This is a genomic window from Paenibacillus sp. WLX1005, assembly GCF_046603685.1.
Taxonomy (GTDB): Bacteria; Bacillota; Bacilli; order Paenibacillales; family Paenibacillaceae; genus Saccharibacillus.
In genome coordinates this window covers 3,006,262-3,022,795 of the sequence record NZ_CP176756.1, presented here as the reverse complement: position 1 = coordinate 3,022,795, position 16,534 = coordinate 3,006,262, and the positions used below count along the sequence as shown (strand labels likewise).

15 protein-coding genes are annotated in these 16,534 nt (G+C 38.2%); 9 read left to right on the top strand and 6 right to left on the bottom strand.

From position 1 onward, the window contains the following. Positions 1-322: 322 nt before the first annotated feature. The 5 genes from ACE3MZ_RS12870 to ACE3MZ_RS12850 all read left to right on the top strand — a co-directional run bounded on the left by ACE3MZ_RS12870 (position 323) and on the right by ACE3MZ_RS12850 (position 4,896). Positions 323-1,306 (top strand): DUF262 domain-containing protein, encoded by a 984-nt coding sequence (locus tag ACE3MZ_RS12870; protein WP_411342568.1) that lies wholly within the window; start codon positions 323-325, stop codon positions 1,304-1,306. A gap of 36 nt (positions 1,307-1,342) precedes the next feature. Continuing rightward, a complete protein-coding gene (locus ACE3MZ_RS12865; protein ID WP_411342567.1) occupies positions 1,343-1,597 on the top strand; it encodes a hypothetical protein in 255 nt (84 codons plus the stop codon). 82 nt (positions 1,598-1,679) lie between these two features. Beyond that, a complete protein-coding gene (locus ACE3MZ_RS12860) occupies positions 1,680-2,099 on the top strand; it encodes a hypothetical protein (RefSeq protein ID WP_411342566.1) in 420 nt (139 codons plus the stop codon). A gap of 155 nt (positions 2,100-2,254) precedes the next feature. Beyond that, positions 2,255-2,653, top strand: coding sequence for a zinc-finger-containing protein (locus tag ACE3MZ_RS12855; protein ID WP_411342565.1), 399 nt, complete (start codon positions 2,255-2,257; stop codon positions 2,651-2,653). A 101-nt stretch (positions 2,654-2,754) separates the two neighbouring features. Beyond that, positions 2,755-4,896 carry a DNA cytosine methyltransferase gene (locus ACE3MZ_RS12850; protein ID WP_411342564.1) on the top strand — a complete coding sequence of 714 codons (2,142 nt, stop codon included), beginning with the start codon at positions 2,755-2,757 and terminating at the stop codon, positions 4,894-4,896. A 485-nt stretch (positions 4,897-5,381) separates the two neighbouring features. Here ACE3MZ_RS12850 and ACE3MZ_RS12845 read toward each other — a convergent pair whose 3' ends face one another. The 4 genes from ACE3MZ_RS12845 to ACE3MZ_RS12830 all read right to left on the bottom strand — a co-directional run bounded on the left by ACE3MZ_RS12845 (position 5,382) and on the right by ACE3MZ_RS12830 (position 7,473). Next, positions 5,382-5,519 (bottom strand): hypothetical protein, encoded by a 138-nt coding sequence (locus tag ACE3MZ_RS12845; RefSeq protein ID WP_411342563.1) that lies wholly within the window; start codon positions 5,517-5,519, stop codon positions 5,382-5,384. 661 nt (positions 5,520-6,180) lie between these two features. Continuing rightward, on the bottom strand, positions 6,181-6,588 hold the full coding sequence (locus ACE3MZ_RS12840; RefSeq protein WP_411342562.1) for a hypothetical protein: 408 nt from the start codon (positions 6,586-6,588) through the stop codon (positions 6,181-6,183). Between the two features lie 79 nt (positions 6,589-6,667). Next, complete coding sequence (locus ACE3MZ_RS12835; protein WP_411342561.1) at positions 6,668-6,886, bottom strand: hypothetical protein; 219 nt, start codon at positions 6,884-6,886, stop codon at positions 6,668-6,670. Between the two features lie 8 nt (positions 6,887-6,894). Then, positions 6,895-7,473, bottom strand: coding sequence for a hypothetical protein (locus ACE3MZ_RS12830; protein WP_411342560.1), 579 nt, complete (start codon positions 7,471-7,473; stop codon positions 6,895-6,897). A 695-nt stretch (positions 7,474-8,168) separates the two neighbouring features. On the opposite strand from ACE3MZ_RS12830, the gene ACE3MZ_RS12825 reads away from it, so the two are divergent. Next, complete coding sequence (locus ACE3MZ_RS12825; protein ID WP_411342559.1) at positions 8,169-9,119, top strand: helix-turn-helix domain-containing protein; 951 nt, start codon at positions 8,169-8,171, stop codon at positions 9,117-9,119. A 240-nt stretch (positions 9,120-9,359) separates the two neighbouring features. After that, positions 9,360-10,100: a hypothetical protein gene (locus ACE3MZ_RS12820; RefSeq protein ID WP_411342558.1), complete on the top strand. Its 741-nt coding sequence runs from the start codon at positions 9,360-9,362 to the stop codon at positions 10,098-10,100. A gap of 134 nt (positions 10,101-10,234) precedes the next feature. Here the strand turns inward: ACE3MZ_RS12820 and ACE3MZ_RS12815 are convergent, their stop codons facing one another. Continuing rightward, entirely contained in the window at positions 10,235-10,654 is a 420-nt protein-coding gene (locus ACE3MZ_RS12815) for a helix-turn-helix domain-containing protein (RefSeq protein ID WP_411342557.1), read from the bottom strand. Between the two features lie 455 nt (positions 10,655-11,109). Here ACE3MZ_RS12815 and ACE3MZ_RS12810 point away from each other — a divergent pair, with 455 nt between their 5' ends. Together ACE3MZ_RS12810 and ACE3MZ_RS12805 are read left to right on the top strand one after the other, a co-directional pair. Then, positions 11,110-11,514, top strand: coding sequence for a hypothetical protein (locus ACE3MZ_RS12810; RefSeq protein ID WP_411342556.1), 405 nt, complete (start codon positions 11,110-11,112; stop codon positions 11,512-11,514). Positions 11,515-12,328: 814 nt separating this feature from the next. Further along, a complete protein-coding gene (locus ACE3MZ_RS12805) occupies positions 12,329-15,202 on the top strand; it encodes an S-layer homology domain-containing protein (protein ID WP_411342555.1) in 2,874 nt (957 codons plus the stop codon). Positions 15,203-15,338: 136 nt separating this feature from the next. On the opposite strand, the gene ACE3MZ_RS12800 is transcribed toward ACE3MZ_RS12805, so the two are convergent. Then, positions 15,339-16,394 carry a LacI family DNA-binding transcriptional regulator gene (locus tag ACE3MZ_RS12800; protein WP_411342554.1) on the bottom strand — a complete coding sequence of 352 codons (1,056 nt, stop codon included), beginning with the start codon at positions 16,392-16,394 and terminating at the stop codon, positions 15,339-15,341. Between the last annotated feature and the right edge of the window lie 140 nt (positions 16,395-16,534).

Here is a 16,534-nt window from a genome sequence, read left to right as displayed (position 1 = left end):
TTGGTTCGGATTGGCGAATACAGCGTGCTAATTGAATTTATGGATGCGAAGGATTGGAATGGTCGTCTGCAAAAGTTCAATGAAGACCGGCAACTGCACAGTATTGATCCAGAATGGAGCGAAATGGAAGTAGGATAGCTGATTTACTGGGCATCTTACTTTCAGAATAGTGCTGCCGTTGCGTGCATAAAAGATGATGCGATGAAATTGCTCTCTGCAATGGGATGTAATGATGTGCAGTTAGAATGGAATGTTGATCTTACGAACTGCATTTCAAGAGACGATGAGTTGATATTTGAATCATGATTGAGAGGATGAGACGATGAAGAGATCGAGTATTCAGCGTACGGTAAAAAGCTTGCTTAACATGAGGGATCGTATTCGTTTTGACTTGCCGTTCCAGCGTAATAGCGTTTGGAAGAAAGATCGCAGATCTTATCTGATTGATTCCGTGATTCGGGATAAATATATTCCCAACATCCTCGTTTGGAATAATAGTGACGGATATGTTTGGGTGGTGGATGGAAAGCAACGTTGGGAATCTATCTTCATGTTTCATGATGGAGATTATCGCCTGAGTAAAGGTACAGCCGATTTTCAAAATGAAGTGATTGCAAATAAAAACCATGAGGAGTTATCAGACGATGCCAAGTTTGAATTTCTGACATATAACTTTACTGTCACCGAGTTCAGCGAATGCACGGTTGAAGAAGTAGAAGAAATGTTCTACCGCGTCAACCAGGCAGAGCCGCTTACTTACACTGAAAAAACGCGTGTAAAGTTAAGTCCAGACGTTTGCGAAGTCGTACAAGAGCTAAGCAGTCACTTATTTTTTGAGAAGATTGCTTTTACGAAAACAGATCGTAACCGTTATGTCGATGAGAAGCTCATTTGGCAGTTTTTAGCCTATATATCAGGTTCAGATATCGACTATAGCGGAGCAACCTTGAACGCATTTATTTCTAATCTGGATGAAGTTCCGGTGGCTATTACGGAGCAAGTCGAGCATCGATTGGAGTTTCTGGATGCGGCATTTCGGAAATGGAACAGCAAGCTGCGGAAAGTATTGAAAAAGGTACACGTAGATACGTTATTTCAAATCGTGGAAGATGCTGAAAAATGTGCAATTACAAAAGAACGATTCGGAGAATGGGCAGCTTCTTTTCTCATTGATCGGTACACAGTCTATAGTCCATATGGACAACTTTGTCAAAAAGGCGCGGCCAGTAAGCAGTTTATTTTAAAACAAAAAAACTGTATGCTGGAAGATTTGAAATCGTTCGAAGGAGAGTGCCGAAATGAGTAAAAAATCCTTCGTCTAGAAGTAAAGGAAAATATCGAAGTGAGTCGGTTGATAGAAATGGAGATCGACAAAACCATTGCGGATGAACAAGAAGTACAGGAGATGGAGAAACGTTTGAATGCGGAGCATGGTTTTCAAAGCGTGCAAGATCTTCTTATCTTTCTAAAAGAGCATTGGAATGGGATCCCTGAAGAAGAACCGATTACGATTACAGGTGAGAAACGCCATGTGGGAGATGTCGATCTAGAAGATGTAACGGAACTCTATAAAGATTCTTTCAAGTGGAATGTATAAAAATAGACTCTATGATTTCAAAAGGACTGCGGTGTGATACCAGCAGTTCTTTCTTTTGTCATGTAAAGGAGAGCACGCGTACTTGGGCGAGCAACTCGATTTATACACTGATTATATTGTACCACAATGGTATGAATCGGAACTCAATGTATGCAATACGGAAAGCTGGGTTTTGGCAAACGTCATTGCGTATGCCCCACTCTATCATTATCTTCGTTTAGAAGAGATTATGTCCTATTACCTCATTATCAAAGAGACAGGAAGAAACCCTTATCACTTTGGAAGCACGCGTCCAAATACGACAACCATAAATAAAGAGCCGGTGCCAAGAGACTTTCAGCTATATTCTAAAAAACTTTGGATATTGGAATGGATCATTGAGAACCAGCGCGGGCATTGGTTTTGGAAGTCAGATGCAGACCACGATGATTTTCAAGAATGGTATGATCAAAAATTCAAATCAAAGGGTGAGCAAAATGAAAACAGTATGGACGAACTTTAAATGCGAAGAATGTGGGCGGATATTTTTAATTGAAGAAAATCCGAAGGATCGGCTCGATGAACCGGGCTGTCCCGAATGTTTCGAAACGAACTGCATCGAGTTGGAAAATGAGAATGATCTAAATTGACCTTTAGAGGATTAGGAAGGATGACAACATGATGAACCGAAAAAAGATCAACTTATACCCTATACCTCAACATTGTTTATATTGTAGCAGCAAAGTAATCTACACCAGTAATGCTGCCATTTATGGTAAGGAGTATGGGAATGGTAAATGCTATAAATGTACAAGTTGCGATGCCTACGTAGGCGTTCACAATGGTACTAGGATTCCGTTAGGACGGTTGGCAAACTGGAAACTAAGACATTTGAAAAAGCAATGTCATGATTTGTTTGATCCTATTTGGAACCAGAAAAAGAAGTGGCTTCAAAGACATGCCTATGAAAGACTTGCGGAATTGTTGAATATTCCAACTCAGGAATGCCATTTTGGCTGGTTTGATGAGGAGCAGTTGAAACAAGCCATACAGATCCTTCAACATTCCGATTGGTAGATAGAGAAAAAGAAGTGAAAAATACTTCATTTCAAAGCAGCTACCTCTACGGTGGCTGCTTTTTTATACAAATGAATTCTACTATTTAAGGAGGAATATCCATGTTAAATACGACTGAATATAAAACATCAGCATTTTTGTTTGCAGGAGTGGGTGGAGCAACTGCTGGAGCTATGCGTAGTCAAGCTGAATATGCTGGTAAAGTCTACAAATTCAAAGTGCTGTGTGCTATTGATAGCGATCCGATTGCATGTCGTAATCATGATTTGATCACAGGTGAGAATACTTCCATATGTATGGACTTATTTACACGTTGGCAATATGAGGCATGGCATGGTCAGCAACCACCGAAGGATTGGAAAGAAGTCACTGCATGGGACATCTGGCAAGCTTTTAAGGAACAGGTTCCCTTTTTCCTCTTCCTCAGCCCACCATGTAAAGGCTTGAGTGGTCTTCTACCTGGTGACAAAGCAGCGTCTGAGAAGTATCAAGCACTGAATTATCTTACTGTACACGGACTGGAGTTGTCGTTACAAGCGTGCTTGGAGTATGGCGGCTCTGTACCAGCTATCATCCAATTAGAGAATGTACCTCGGATCACGACTAGAGGAAAACTACTTTTATCAAAGATAAAAAAATTGCCGAAAAAATATGGGTATGCCGTCAGTATCCGAGCAGATCACAATTTGGGCGAGATCGGAGGGCTAGGGCAAAATCGAGTACGTTTCCTAATTCTTGCTCGGCATGAAGCTCAGCTTCCTAATTTCATCTACTATCCAGAACGAAAGCCACTACGAACGATCGGAGATGTACTTTCCAATCTTCCTGCACCCGGCGATACCGTAGTAGGAGGACCACTGCATAAGTTGCCGCGTCTTCAATGGAAAACATGGATGCGGCTTGCATTGATTCCTGCCGGTGGTGACTGGCGTGATCTCAACAAGATGGATTGGGAAAATCTCAGGGTGACACATGCTCCACGAGCTGGAGCTTATGCGGTGGAGGATTGGAATGAAACGAGCCGAACGGTCACAGGTTCGTCTGGTCCAGGTCAAAGTAATGGAGCAACAGCTGTATCCGATCCACGCTTGCAATTATCTGGCGAGGGAAAGACCAATTTGTACCGGGTTCAGTCTGTTGATGAAGCACCCACTTGTGTAACGGGAGCTGCTGGTGTCAATCAGGGTGCAGGTTGTATCTCTGATCCTAACTTGTCGAATCGATCCAATCGACATCCGGGTGTATATCAGATCGTGCGAGCAGATGAGCCAGCTCCATGCGTAACCGGCACGCGTTTTGGTAGCGGTGCAATTGCTGTTGCTGATCCGCGAGTCAACACCAAGTTGATGCCGGATAGTTACGGTGTGCAAGAGTGGGACACAACGGCCAAGACAGTTCGATCCGCCAATCGGATTATGCAGTCTGCGGGTAGCATATCTGATCCTCGAATCAATAGCACGCCACGAGCAGACACAATGGGGGTACAAGATTGGAATTGTACAGCGAAAACAGTCATCGGTAGCATGGATGTTCATGTTGGAGCTTCCGCTATAGCCGATCCGCGCATACCCGCTGACAAAGAGCAAGGAGTATGGACGATTATCTCACTAGATGGCACATGGCACCGTCCACTCACGACTTATGAGCTGGCTATGCTACAAAGTTTCCCGCCATTCCTTCCGGACGGAAGACCATTTCAGTTAGAAGGGTGCAGTGATCAGAAAGCACGCGAGTATATCGGAAATGCTGTGCCACGGGAAGCACAGGAAGAAATGGGAAATGTGCTGCTATTGGCAGCAGCAGAGGCAGATGTAAACGTGGGCTTTACACTGAGCTGGCAACCTGTATGGGTTGCGCCTCCAGCAGAAGAGTCTTCTCAAATTATTCAACAAAATCATACGAAAGGTAAGGTGTACCTCATGATCTATTTCACATCTAAGCAACATCAAGTGAATTATGAATATTTGCAAAAGAAATTTGAAGGCAATTGGTCAAGTGAATATGCAGCCGGTTCTTATGTAGCTGCCCTTACTGAAATATTTCCTCGTATCGATTGGCATGAGCAGGATTCGCCGGTATCTTGGTTTTTCGGCGAGTGGGCAGTAACTGGAAAAGATGAATATGGTTATGAAGACGGATACCACACAGAATCTAAAATTGTGGGAAGTCTTTCGGGGATTTATCAAGAATTGGTCCGAGCGGCGGTAGAGTTGTTTACAGGCGCATTCATAAATTTGATTTAATGCGATTTTTGGGTGGAGCCGATCAAAACTTGTACATGGTATTTCTTCAAATTATTGAAATCCGTAGAGGCTCAACAATTTTAAATTTATCTACAATTATAAGTTGAAATTAAATGCGCAATTTTGAATAAAATGAACGGGGCAGGTCTAAAAAGGATCTGCCTTTTTATATACAAGAGGATTACGGTATGTATTAACATTATTAGAATAGCACTCAAAATCCGCAGAATAGAACTCAAAATCAGTGGAATAAAACTCGAATTTTGTGTTTTATTCCACTGATTCCGTTGAAATATATTATTTATGGGTATATACTAAATATAAAGTGGACAGTCGACTGTCCAGTATTAAATTAAACGTACATGATAAAAAGATAAAAAAAAGCCCTGTCGCGCTAACGACAGGACTGGGACATGACCAATGGGCAACCACGGTGTGTATCTAATTCAGAAGCTCACAAGAAAACCCACCGAAGGCCGTCAACCTTACTCGGTGGGTTTTTTCTTGTCTGCAAATTTGCGGCGAATGAGTCTGTACAGCTTACGTACACTAAATGAAATACTTAGCGAAGCTGCAATGGCTCTCAGAACATCCACAAATTCAATCAGAACAAGTGCGATCATGGCATCACCTCCTTATGGAAGGCTGCACCGTGATCGCTCCACCGAAACATTTCATGTCTTACAAATAGTATAGCATAAACCATAATAAGTATTACATATGATGGTTTTTTTCTTTTGGGGAATAATATAAGTATCATTTGGCAACGATTTAGTAAAATAAGAACTAATTTTTCGTTTGGTATGGCAAGTTCCTTTGCTATGTAGATTAATTACGAAAAATTGAAAAGTAATAAAGTAATGTATGCAGATACTAAATCCTTTTTTATTTGTTATGAGAGTAACAGATGCAGTGAACAAATTGATCAGTTCAATCAGAGTAATAAGGTCCAAAGTAATCACCTCTTTCCCAACACTCCATAGTTATATCATGTATATAAAACCAAGTTACTATTAAGTATGTTGAAATAAGATCATCAGAAGCTCACAACAATTTTTATCTAGAGTTTTCAATAATCTTATTTCTGATTTTTAATCGATTTTCAAATAGAACCTAGATCCATTTTTAGATTGTAATAATCATCTGTTGTATAGAAATTAATATTATTCTGTGTCTTCAGTCTAAAATGAATTGGTTGATCTAATATTAAGTTCTGTTTTCGTATTGTTTCTAAGATGGCGTCTGTATTGCTTTTTATAACTTTTTCAAAATCTTTTAATCTTGCTAAATAGTAATCAGTATCTCTAATAAAAAAAAATTATGACCACTCATAGTAACTCCATTGCCTAAGGAGAAATAGATATTGTCTTCGTCAATAGTAATGAGTGTGTTTATATTCGATGTTCTAAATTCTTTGAGCTGATCTTTACTATATTTTTCTCCAGAGATTCCATGTGCTCTATGATTATCAATAGTTTGTGGCCAATTGTTATGAATGATTTTAATAAGATCATAATCAGTGAAAGCTGTATGATCTAGTATTTGTAATAGATACGCTTGATCTTCTACAAAACGAATATATAATAACTCTGAATGTTTTTGTTTATTATATCCTTCAACATTTCCTGGTTTACTACTGATATGAAGATGATGTATGCCCCAGTGATTTAGCAACCGATCCTTAAATTCCAAATTTTTGATTTTTCTACTTATATGAAAATTGAGGTCTTTACCTTCCTTTATTTTTGAAATTAGTTTTTTTAAAGATTTTTTATACATAGGAGGACAATTGAATTTTTGATATATGAACTTCTCTAGGGGAAATATTTATTCTTCTTAATTGAAAGTTATGATACATAATAGCTATTTCTGCGACATCTTTATTTATTAACTTTTCCGTTAGCTCATAGCCGTAATGTTGGAATTGCATAAGTAAATATTCTTTCCAGTCACTATTAAAGTCTAATTTCAATTCAATATTTAATGGCATTTTTCCTCCTAAATAAAAGCATGTAATGAGATGATTAACCTCTTTTTATAACAATAGTAAATTAGTTTGAGATTCTTAGTATAAGTATGCCAGTTGATAATTATTGTTTTGAAACAGTATTTAGCTTTGAGACGATCTTTAAGTTTTTCCTCAGAGGACAATTTGTTTATTTTAATACTATTTTCAATTTCTTTTTTATATAATAAAGCAGCTTCATAAGCGGAAGCAATTTCTTTTTGTTGGTTTTTGCGCCTTTCCAATTCGTACTCAATAGATTTAATACGTGCAACATAGCTAGCTGAGTCTTGAGAGTTTGCAAGTAATTTACCAATAAGATATCCAATGGTTAGAAAAATAATTGATTTCATAGTTATAATAGCCCAGAAAGTACCTTCTTCTCCAATCGTTTTGTTCAGTGAGATAGAAAAAAGTGCAACGGCAATCGATATAGCAGGTAAAGGCAAACCAGAATTTTTGATACTTTCTAATTTAGCTTCCCATTTTATTTTCTCAATAATCAAACTTTCAGTAGGACGATTTTTGAGAATTCCTAAAGTTTCAGTAGTAATTAGCTCTCTTTTTTTCATGATTTACTCCTTTATATGTAATTCATCCTCCTAATCCGTAGCTAAAAAGTGAGGATTAATTCAAAACATTCCCCTAACCATTATAACATGGGTGGGGGAAATCGTAAGATGAGAAAAAGGCGCGAAAATATAGTACAGATGTGTATACTGGCACCGGATGAGGACGCTACTAGTCAAGGATTAGTAAAGTTATTGAGGAAGTTCAGCTATACCGACAGATCAGCTTTGTACGGCGTGAGGCAAGCATTAATAAGGATACAGCCCGAGGTAGTATGGATCAACCAATGAAATCAATAAGTAAACAGAGCGCATCGCGATTTGAAACGCAGGTATGGAAGCTAAGCTGCAACGACAAGATGCAGAGCTAATAGAAACTATTAGCTCACTGAACAGCCAACGGATAGATATAGTTACTTAGAGGATGAAGACGAGTTTGATTACATTAGCTGTAGAGAGAGAGTTATTTGTCAAAACCTCCCTCCGGATCAAGAAGGAAGCAATCTTCATTCTAGCAATTCGTTTACGATTACTAATGTAGGGAGAGCAAGAAAAACAGTATAATATGGTATTATGATACCAGTAAAAGCTGGTTTATTTTCCTAGTAGTATTAAATTGTTTGTAACTTCAACCAGTAGAGGGGATATACATATGAATAATGCTGAATCTATTTATAATGAAATTATTAATGGAGGATATGAGAAAATCAAGTCGATCTATCAGGAACAAACAATGGGAAGAAACAGTATTTATAGATTTTAAAAGAAAATCAGCTCCTTCGATTGGAGGAGCACAAAAATCTGATAAATCTATATATTCTGAAGCATTATCTGGTTTTTCTAATACATCTGGTGGAGTAATAGTTTGGGGGATTAATGCACCAGGATTACAAGATAAGGCAGATGTTGCTATCGGTGAGGAACCAATTTTTGAACTTAAGAGATTTTTAACCGATTTAAATAATGCAACTAGTCAAGTGCTTGTACCAGCTAATCTAGGAGTATATAATACTGCGATTTATTTGAATGATGATAAGGAATGCGATAAAGGGTTCATTGTTACTTTCGTGCCTCAGAGTGAATTGACTCCGCATAGAGCGATTAAAAAAGATCATAAGTATTTTTTAAGAAGTGGTGATAGTTTTGCAATGATGGAACATTCGATTCTGGAGGATCAATTTGGAAGGAGGCAAAAGCCAAAATTGGGGTTGGGTATTACAATCGATAATTCAGAGTATCACGATCCTGTTGTTGGATACGTACCATTTTCATTAGTGATTAGAATAGAAAATCAAGGAAAGTACCTTGCAACTTATCCCTGTTTAAAATTAATTGATCTAGAAAATCTGAAAGTTTCACGGGAAAATATTGATCGCTATGCTCTAGCAATGTTGCATCAGAGCAATAGTAGAATAAATACCTTTGTTGGCGGTCGAGATGACGTGATTCATCCAAGCAGCTATATAGATATTGTGCGGTTAGTTCCAATACATCATGCAAAGAGCATTGAATCAATTAAAAGAAATATTGATGAAGAAAAGATTATAGAATTTGATTATGAACTGTATGCTCAAGATATTATGCCTATTAAAGCATCATATTCTTTAAGTGCTGAAGAAATAGCAGATGTTTTGAATATTAGACTATAAATTCAGTGAATATTCTATGTTCATTTATGATTTCTTTATAATGTTTCGTTGTAAATTTATATTATGGGAAATTTTCAAGATATCAATACGTGTTACTCAGGTCAGCATTTTATGCTGGCTTTTTTATATTGCATCGAACTAGCATAATGATAAATATGAACCATTTAAGATTGCAGATTTTTGCTAATCGACAAAGTTCTATTAAATTATGCTATTATGTGGAATTAGAAGGGGTATTTGATGAGCGATCGTACTAGGGTTCAAAATCCTTTAACCATCATAGCCATATTTGCAGGTATAGCTGAAATCGCAGGTACTACAGTTTTACTAGGACTTCCACTTGAAATTCAAAAAGTATTCGTATGGTTTGTGATTAGCTTTCCGTTTTTATTAGTTGGAGCATTTTTTGCAGTACTTCTTTTTAAGCATCGCGTACTTTATGCTCCAAGTGATTTCTCTAATGAAGAGCATTTTATTTCTTTACTTAAAGATCACAATACAGCTAAACATGCAATTTCTCAGACAACTGATGTAGTATTAGAAATGAAGAATGTAACAAAAAATCAAAACATTAGTGTCGAAGTAATGGATACTTTTATAAAGCGATTGAACGCTATTGAAAGTGAGCTTAAAGAGAAAGGGTCTTCTACAATATTAGTAGAAGAAGAATATAAAAAGAAATTTGATAAAAGTATGTTGGAAAGTTACTATCAAATGCTTTCAGAAGTTGGAAAACGTAACCCTATGTCTCTTGCCGATGCTCATGCTGAGGTTTCAGAAAATAAAGTTAAGAAAGATATAAACCTAATTTCAAATTACTTACAAAATGAATTTCCCGAACGAATGACTATCGAGGGAATTTCAACTATTACTGGTATAGGAAAAGATAATGTGAAGGTCTACTTAAATGTCCTTGTAAAGCAAGGTCTTGTAGTCACTTTCACAGATGAGAGTTTTGCTTGGTGGAGAAAAGAAGAATAATCGAAAAGTACCAATGTTGACAAAGATACTTTTATTTCACTTGTTAATCAAAGGATTAATTAATAGCTCAAATATCTCAATGTCCATAAAAAATATACAAAGCTGCTTATCCATGCATAAGCGGCTTTGTATATTTAATTCAGTATTTCCAAAAATAAATCTACTTTCTTTCTGGTCTTATCGGAAAATCGAACCCGATCAGCTTCCCAGTTATAAACAGATTTTGCTTCAATCTTAAAATGATTCGCTAAATCCTGCTTTATCCATCCTCGATAATACCTCGCTTTATGAATACGCTGACCCTGTGTTTTTTCAGGCATATGCTCATAGGCACCCAAATACCAAATCTCTTTGTCATATAATATAGAGAGTTTTCTAACCGTAGGTAATGAAGGATTAGTTTTCTCATTCTCAATCGAGCTGAGCGAATTCGTTGAAATCTTTATGCACGATGCAACTTCCCGAATGGTCATATGATTCTCTATTCGTGCTGCACGAATACGCTGCCCAGCTGTGTCAGTTGGAAGAAGAGTATGCTGCTGTATGAAAGGCAAAGTTATTTGCCGCTTAATTTGTAAAAGGTCAACAGTACTATTTACATGCTTGTCCGTGAAGAAAGTAGAGTGGAGATCAAAAGAAGTGGATCTCTAGTTTAGATATAGGGAAGATAGTATACGTATATAATTTCTGCTTTATGTATGTGAAACCGTAGATGACAAGTAATCGCAATATATACAAGAGAACGAACTCCTTTCTAGTTTCGCGCCTACAGCATAAGATAAATGATGATATGTTTTGCAAAATTGAAATGAATAATTTGAGATTTTAATAGAGTTTATTCTTTGTACATTGCGCTCACCAAGAAAAATGCTCTCAGTTTTTCCATCTTTTAATACTTCTCTCGTTGGGAGTTTAAACAGTGCTACTTCGTACAGTATCGTAGAGGGTCAGGCCCAATATAAGCCTCGGTAGAAAATAAATAACATAATTGTTAATGGAGAGTTATTTCATGAAAAGAATAGGTATTATTTTAACAATATTACTTTGTGTAGGGATTATTATTGTCCAATTCGTACACTCTAAAAATGAAGTGAAGCAAGAGCAAGTAGATAAACAGTTCAGTTATGTACTTAGTCAGTTGGCTGATGAGGTGAAGAGTGGGTCTAATATTGATATATTAGACCGCATTGTTAAATTGAATACACTGAAAAATTATACGACTTTTAAGAATGAAGGCACATTGACAGACTATCCTGCTGTTTTACTGACAGAACAAAGAAATGCACTCAAGTTTAATAAAACGATCAATAACAAAGATCAAATTACGGAAACGATCAAGATACTTGCTTCTGATCCTCAAAATAAAGAGGCTGGAGAACAATTAATTTTTGAGTTTCGCCAAAACATGCAATAAGTGAGGAAGCACAAGTCTATTTAAAAATATGAAGTGAATCCTAATTATTTATAACGTTTCAAAATCGATTCCAAAAGACCAGAGCTAAGAAATTAGCTCTGGTCTTTTCATTTTATCAAAAGAGTGGTTCGATATTCGCAATTTGTTATAAACGTTTACAGGAGAACGATACAAATGATGTACAAATAAAAACGGGAATCCATTGTTAGAAGCGGGCTATATTTACAATTCCTGTAGAGCAATAGATTCGGAGAAACACAGCTTTTGTATTTGCAATAGAACAGGTGATTGTATCTTATAAGCTCATTACAATAAAACAGACAAAAGACATCTGTACAGATATACGCTTTATTTTTTTGGACGATTCAATTAACGAGTACATTGTATCTTTCATTCGCAAAATACACTGAATTTTTCTTTCGTTATTTATTAAAATAATAATTAATATATCATTTGAAAATTTCATTATAACACTATAACAGTATATTGGAATGGAAAAAAAAGAGAATTATTTTTCAAATTTAACAATCCATTAATTAAATTTTCAAGAACTTGCTATGAATAGTAATTAATTATAAAGCTACGTCTTTCTAGTATAAAGTCGATTTATGTACGTGGAACATTATCATCAGTGATGAAAATATTTTCCTGATTTCGTCAATTTTGAATTCAAAACGGTTTTGTGATTTTCAAGATGATACAACAAAGAATGAAAGAGGTAACATAATGATCATCTTCATTTAACGGAGAACTAACACAACCGTCTTATACTGAATCGAAGGCAACTACATATGATACAGGAGGTATATTTAATATGTCTGACAGATCAAACAAATATCAAACAAAGGTAGCGATACGAATAGCACAGATATGCTTTTCGTTTGTTTTATTGTTTACAACAGTAGCAATGGAGTATGGAAGTAGCCCTATACGAATTGCAGCGGCTGAGGAAACGAGTCCATATCAAGTGAAAGACATTACGCTTACTCCCGGTACGAATGAGACTGAGCTGAATGTAGTCTGGCTCTCTTCTGGTCCACCATCGCACAGCAAGGTACAACTAGCAGTAGGCTCAGCAAAAGATATGTTTCCAATTCATACTGCTCAGAGTTTTGAGGGGATTTCGTTTGAGGCAGTCACGTATAAAGGAACGGTATATTATTCAAATAAAGTTACAATGACTGGTCTAACGGAACATACAGATTATCTCTACCGAGTAGGGGACGGAGAGCATTGGAGCGATGTGTACACCTATTCTACATCCAGTTTCTCAAATTATAACGTGCTTGTATTTGGCGATGCACAGATTGGAGCGAGCCGTAACGTGGAGCGTGATACGTATGGCTGGAATCGAAGTGTAACGAAAATGACGTATGCTTTTCCGAATACAAGCTTTATCATTTCTGCGGGCGATCAAGTGGAAAATGGATATTTAGGTACGGCACTAGATTTTGTAGAATCTCAACACGAAGGATATGCAGCACCGTCCATGTTGCGTAGTATTCCAGTTGCTCCTACACTTGGTAATCATGATGCGCGGAATCCCAGCACCAACTTGCATTTTTATGTTCCCAATGAGAATCAGCAGTTAGGTGCCACGCAAGCAGGAGCTGATTACTATTATAAATACGGGGAAGCCCTCTTTATTGTCCTGAATAGCAATCATATGTATAACGATACCGCAGACGCTTCGGATCAACGAATACAAGAGCATCAAGAAACCATACAACATGCAATACAACAATATCCAGATACGAAATGGAGAATTGTGACCTTTCATCATGACATTTACGGTAATGGACCTCATGCTGCGGGTGCAGGCGATGCAGCAAGTGTGCGACAATTTCGTGCCAAGATTGTTCCAGTACTAGAGACAAACAATATTGATCTGGTCTTTACTGGTCACGATCATGCTTATGTGCGTTCCAAAGTAATGAGTGCTGATCAAGATCAAGGCAAACAATTGCAACTGGAAGATCAATCCGATCTTAATCCAGCAGGGATTACATTCGTCACTACCAGTTCATCCAGTGGTAGTAAATATTACGAATTACAAAACGTAGGCAATGAGCGTTATATTGAAAAACAAATTCAACATCATAAACGGATGGGAATTCGTTTACAGGTTACCCCGGAGCAATTAGCGATTGAAACGTATGAACTAGAGCGTACAGATGGAAAAGCAGACCTTGATATTGCGCATACCGAAGAAAGCGACCCTGGACTTGACCGCCTTACGTTGGTGGACACGTATCGTATAACAAAGCAGCCAGAAGAAGTTCGCATTCAACAGAATACTAGCGTTACTCCAGCTACAATGGATGTATATTACGCCATCAGTAAAGCGAATGCAGTACAAACGCTGAATGTTTCTTTTCAATATGACAATCGTACAATGGAATTTGGGAAAGCGAATCTGATGGAACCCGCAGTTGTAGATTCTAATCAGTCTGATTCCTACATGACAATCGAAAACGATTCTACTCGTGGAACGTTAGAGCTAGCAGCTCGCCTTCAGCAACCGTTACGTACTGATCTAGATACGTATCTCCCTGTTCTACATCTTCAGTTCAAACCGAAGTCAGGAAGTGTGATTGGTCATCTCGCATTGCTGCAATCTAAGCTAACGACAAGTAATAAAACGATTCCTTCTGTATCCCATATTACGCAGAAAGAACTTACTGTATATGCGGGGCAACCGGTCACCGATGTACGACTTACGCCTTCGTCATTGACGCTTACAGTGGGGCAATCGCAAAAAATAACTGCACAAATACTGCCAGAGCAAGCGAGTCACCCAGAGCTACGCTGGAGTTCCAGCCGTCCCGAAATAGCTAAGGTAGACGCGGATGGACAAATACATGCTATTGCGCAAGGCGTTGCTGAAATACAAGCAGAAACAACAGACGGTTCTCATTTGGCGCAAACGGTAAGAGTCGAAGTTACACGAAAAAAAGACAAGAACAACAATCAACAAAGTGCTAGTAGCGGAGCATCAGGGAATAGCGATCAGCAAACTAAACCTGAACCGACTCCAAATGCCCAGCCAATCCCTGAAGTTCCTTCCACTAATCCTTCATCTTCAGAACCATTGCCTCCAACCCAGCATAGCGAAGGAACGTCATTTCATGATGTGTCTTCCAGCCATTGGGCGAGCACAGCGATTCAATATCTGACACAACAACACATTGTACAAGGTACGCGAGAAGGCGAATTTGAACCTGATCGCAGTGTAACACGAGCGGAATTTGCAGCGATGCTTGTACGAGCATTCCCCATTCCTTCGTCAGTCAGTAGCAAACCTATTTTCCAAGATGTACCGATGAATGCATGGTATTATGATGCTGTGATGACATTGGCGCAAGCTGGGATTATACAGGGACAGAGTAACCTCATTTTTCAGCCGAAAGCGCCGATCACACGGCAAGAAATGATCGTTATGACGATGCGGAGTTATACAAATAGGAAAGAGAATGACCCAATGTTACAGAACACGACTTCTGCGTTTTCGGATCAACATCGCATCGCTTCTTGGGCTATTCCCTATGTGAAGCAAGCACAAGCCTTAGGTTGGATTCAAGGCCGAGGAGATCAAGAATTGCAGCCTACAGGAGTATCCTCTCGCGCCGAGGCTGCGCAAATGCTATATCAATTGTTAAGCAAGACAGCTTCCTCATATAAGGAATAAGGTCAAAATAAGAAAAAAACCACGATCTCCTATACTGGAGTCGTGGTTTTTTCAATGTATAGTACCGGATTACATCCATATTAGTTAGAACAAAATTCAAAAAAGGAAGGCAAACAACGTACACACATCCCCCTACTTAGGAGGGCAGCGAGAATGAGCGAGTACTTTCTCTTTCTACCAAGTGCACGCCAACCGCTATTTTATGAAAATCCTGTTCGGTTGCATAACGCACTTGCTGTACACGTTCAATCAAAGTGCGAGCCGTAATTAGACCAAATGTATCTTTAGGAACAGCAATAGATGTGATTTTGGGGTGCGATAATTCACAGATAGGGCGATCATTAAATCCAACAAAGCTCAGTTGATTTAGTAGATCGGGCGCTTTTTCACGTAACGCTCGAATCACTCCAAATACAATCGTATCATCGTCAGACACAAACGCGGTAGGCCAATCGTTCCTATATTCGATGTTCTCGCTAAACTCTGTGTAACTTTGATCTTCTGCATAACTGAGCTGTATATGATGCTGCGGATCAAGAGTAAGACCGAGCGTAGCCAATGCACGGTGAAATCCTTTTTCTCGCTCTACAAAACTATTGATTGCCATAGAAGACTGCAAATATCCGATGCGGCGGTGTCCCAGATCAAATAAATGTTTAACCGCTTGGTAAGTTCCCAATTCATTATTGATCATGATGGAATCATACGCAATATGAGTGAAATCATTATCCAAAATGACAATTGGAGATGGAAAAGAACGAAAATGCGTCATATCTTCCTCTGACATCTCCGTTGCGAAAAGGATAATGCCTGCTAACTGTGCTTGATTCAACTCTTCCATTTGTTGATCTACATCGGACTGAGCGGAGATCATTCGCACCACCAGCTGGTATCCGCACTTGCGGACGTACTGTTCAATACTTTCAAGTAGTAATAGAAAAAATGGAGAATCTCCGACAATCTGTCCATGCTTTTTATACACAATAAAGCCAAGGTGCTGTGAGTTGACGGATTGTTCCGAGGTTTCTTTTACTTTTTTGCCACTTTGTAGAAGTGACCCATAGCCCATCGATTGCAATTCGTTTATGACACGTATTCGCGTCTTATCTGAAATGCCTGGTCGATTGTTAATAATAAGAGAGAAGGTAGCTTCTGATACTTGAAGTAATTTTGCTAATTCTTTATTGGTCAAATGAATACACTCCCGCTGAGGTACATACTTGCTTTACAACCTAGTGTATCATATAACGTTCCATTCGAAACATAGGTTTCGCTGTAATGATTGGGCGGAAACACTTAACTTTTGGTGATCTCAAAATATATATTTCCAAT

Bases quoted from the DNA above. Each gene is read 5' to 3' on its own strand.
- ACE3MZ_RS12870 (WP_411342568.1), top strand. From the start codon at position 323: ATGAAGAGATCGAGTATTCAGCGTACGGTAAAAAGCTTGCTTAACATG.
- ACE3MZ_RS12820 (WP_411342558.1), top strand. From the start codon at position 9,360: ATGAGCGATCGTACTAGGGTTCAAAATCCTTTAACCATCATAGCCATA.
- ACE3MZ_RS12825 (WP_411342559.1), top strand. From the start codon at position 8,169: ATGAGAAAATCAAGTCGATCTATCAGGAACAAACAATGGGAAGAAACA.
- ACE3MZ_RS12850 (WP_411342564.1), top strand. From the start codon at position 2,755: ATGTTAAATACGACTGAATATAAAACATCAGCATTTTTGTTTGCAGGA.
- ACE3MZ_RS12805 (WP_411342555.1), top strand. From the start codon at position 12,329: ATGTCTGACAGATCAAACAAATATCAAACAAAGGTAGCGATACGAATA.
- ACE3MZ_RS12810 (WP_411342556.1), top strand. From the start codon at position 11,110: ATGAAAAGAATAGGTATTATTTTAACAATATTACTTTGTGTAGGGATT.
- ACE3MZ_RS12845 (WP_411342563.1), bottom strand. From the start codon at position 5,519: ATGATCGCACTTGTTCTGATTGAATTTGTGGATGTTCTGAGAGCCATT.
- ACE3MZ_RS12835 (WP_411342561.1), bottom strand. From the start codon at position 6,886: ATGCCATTAAATATTGAATTGAAATTAGACTTTAATAGTGACTGGAAA.
- ACE3MZ_RS12830 (WP_411342560.1), bottom strand. From the start codon at position 7,473: ATGAAAAAAAGAGAGCTAATTACTACTGAAACTTTAGGAATTCTCAAA.
- ACE3MZ_RS12855 (WP_411342565.1), top strand. From the start codon at position 2,255: ATGATGAACCGAAAAAAGATCAACTTATACCCTATACCTCAACATTGT.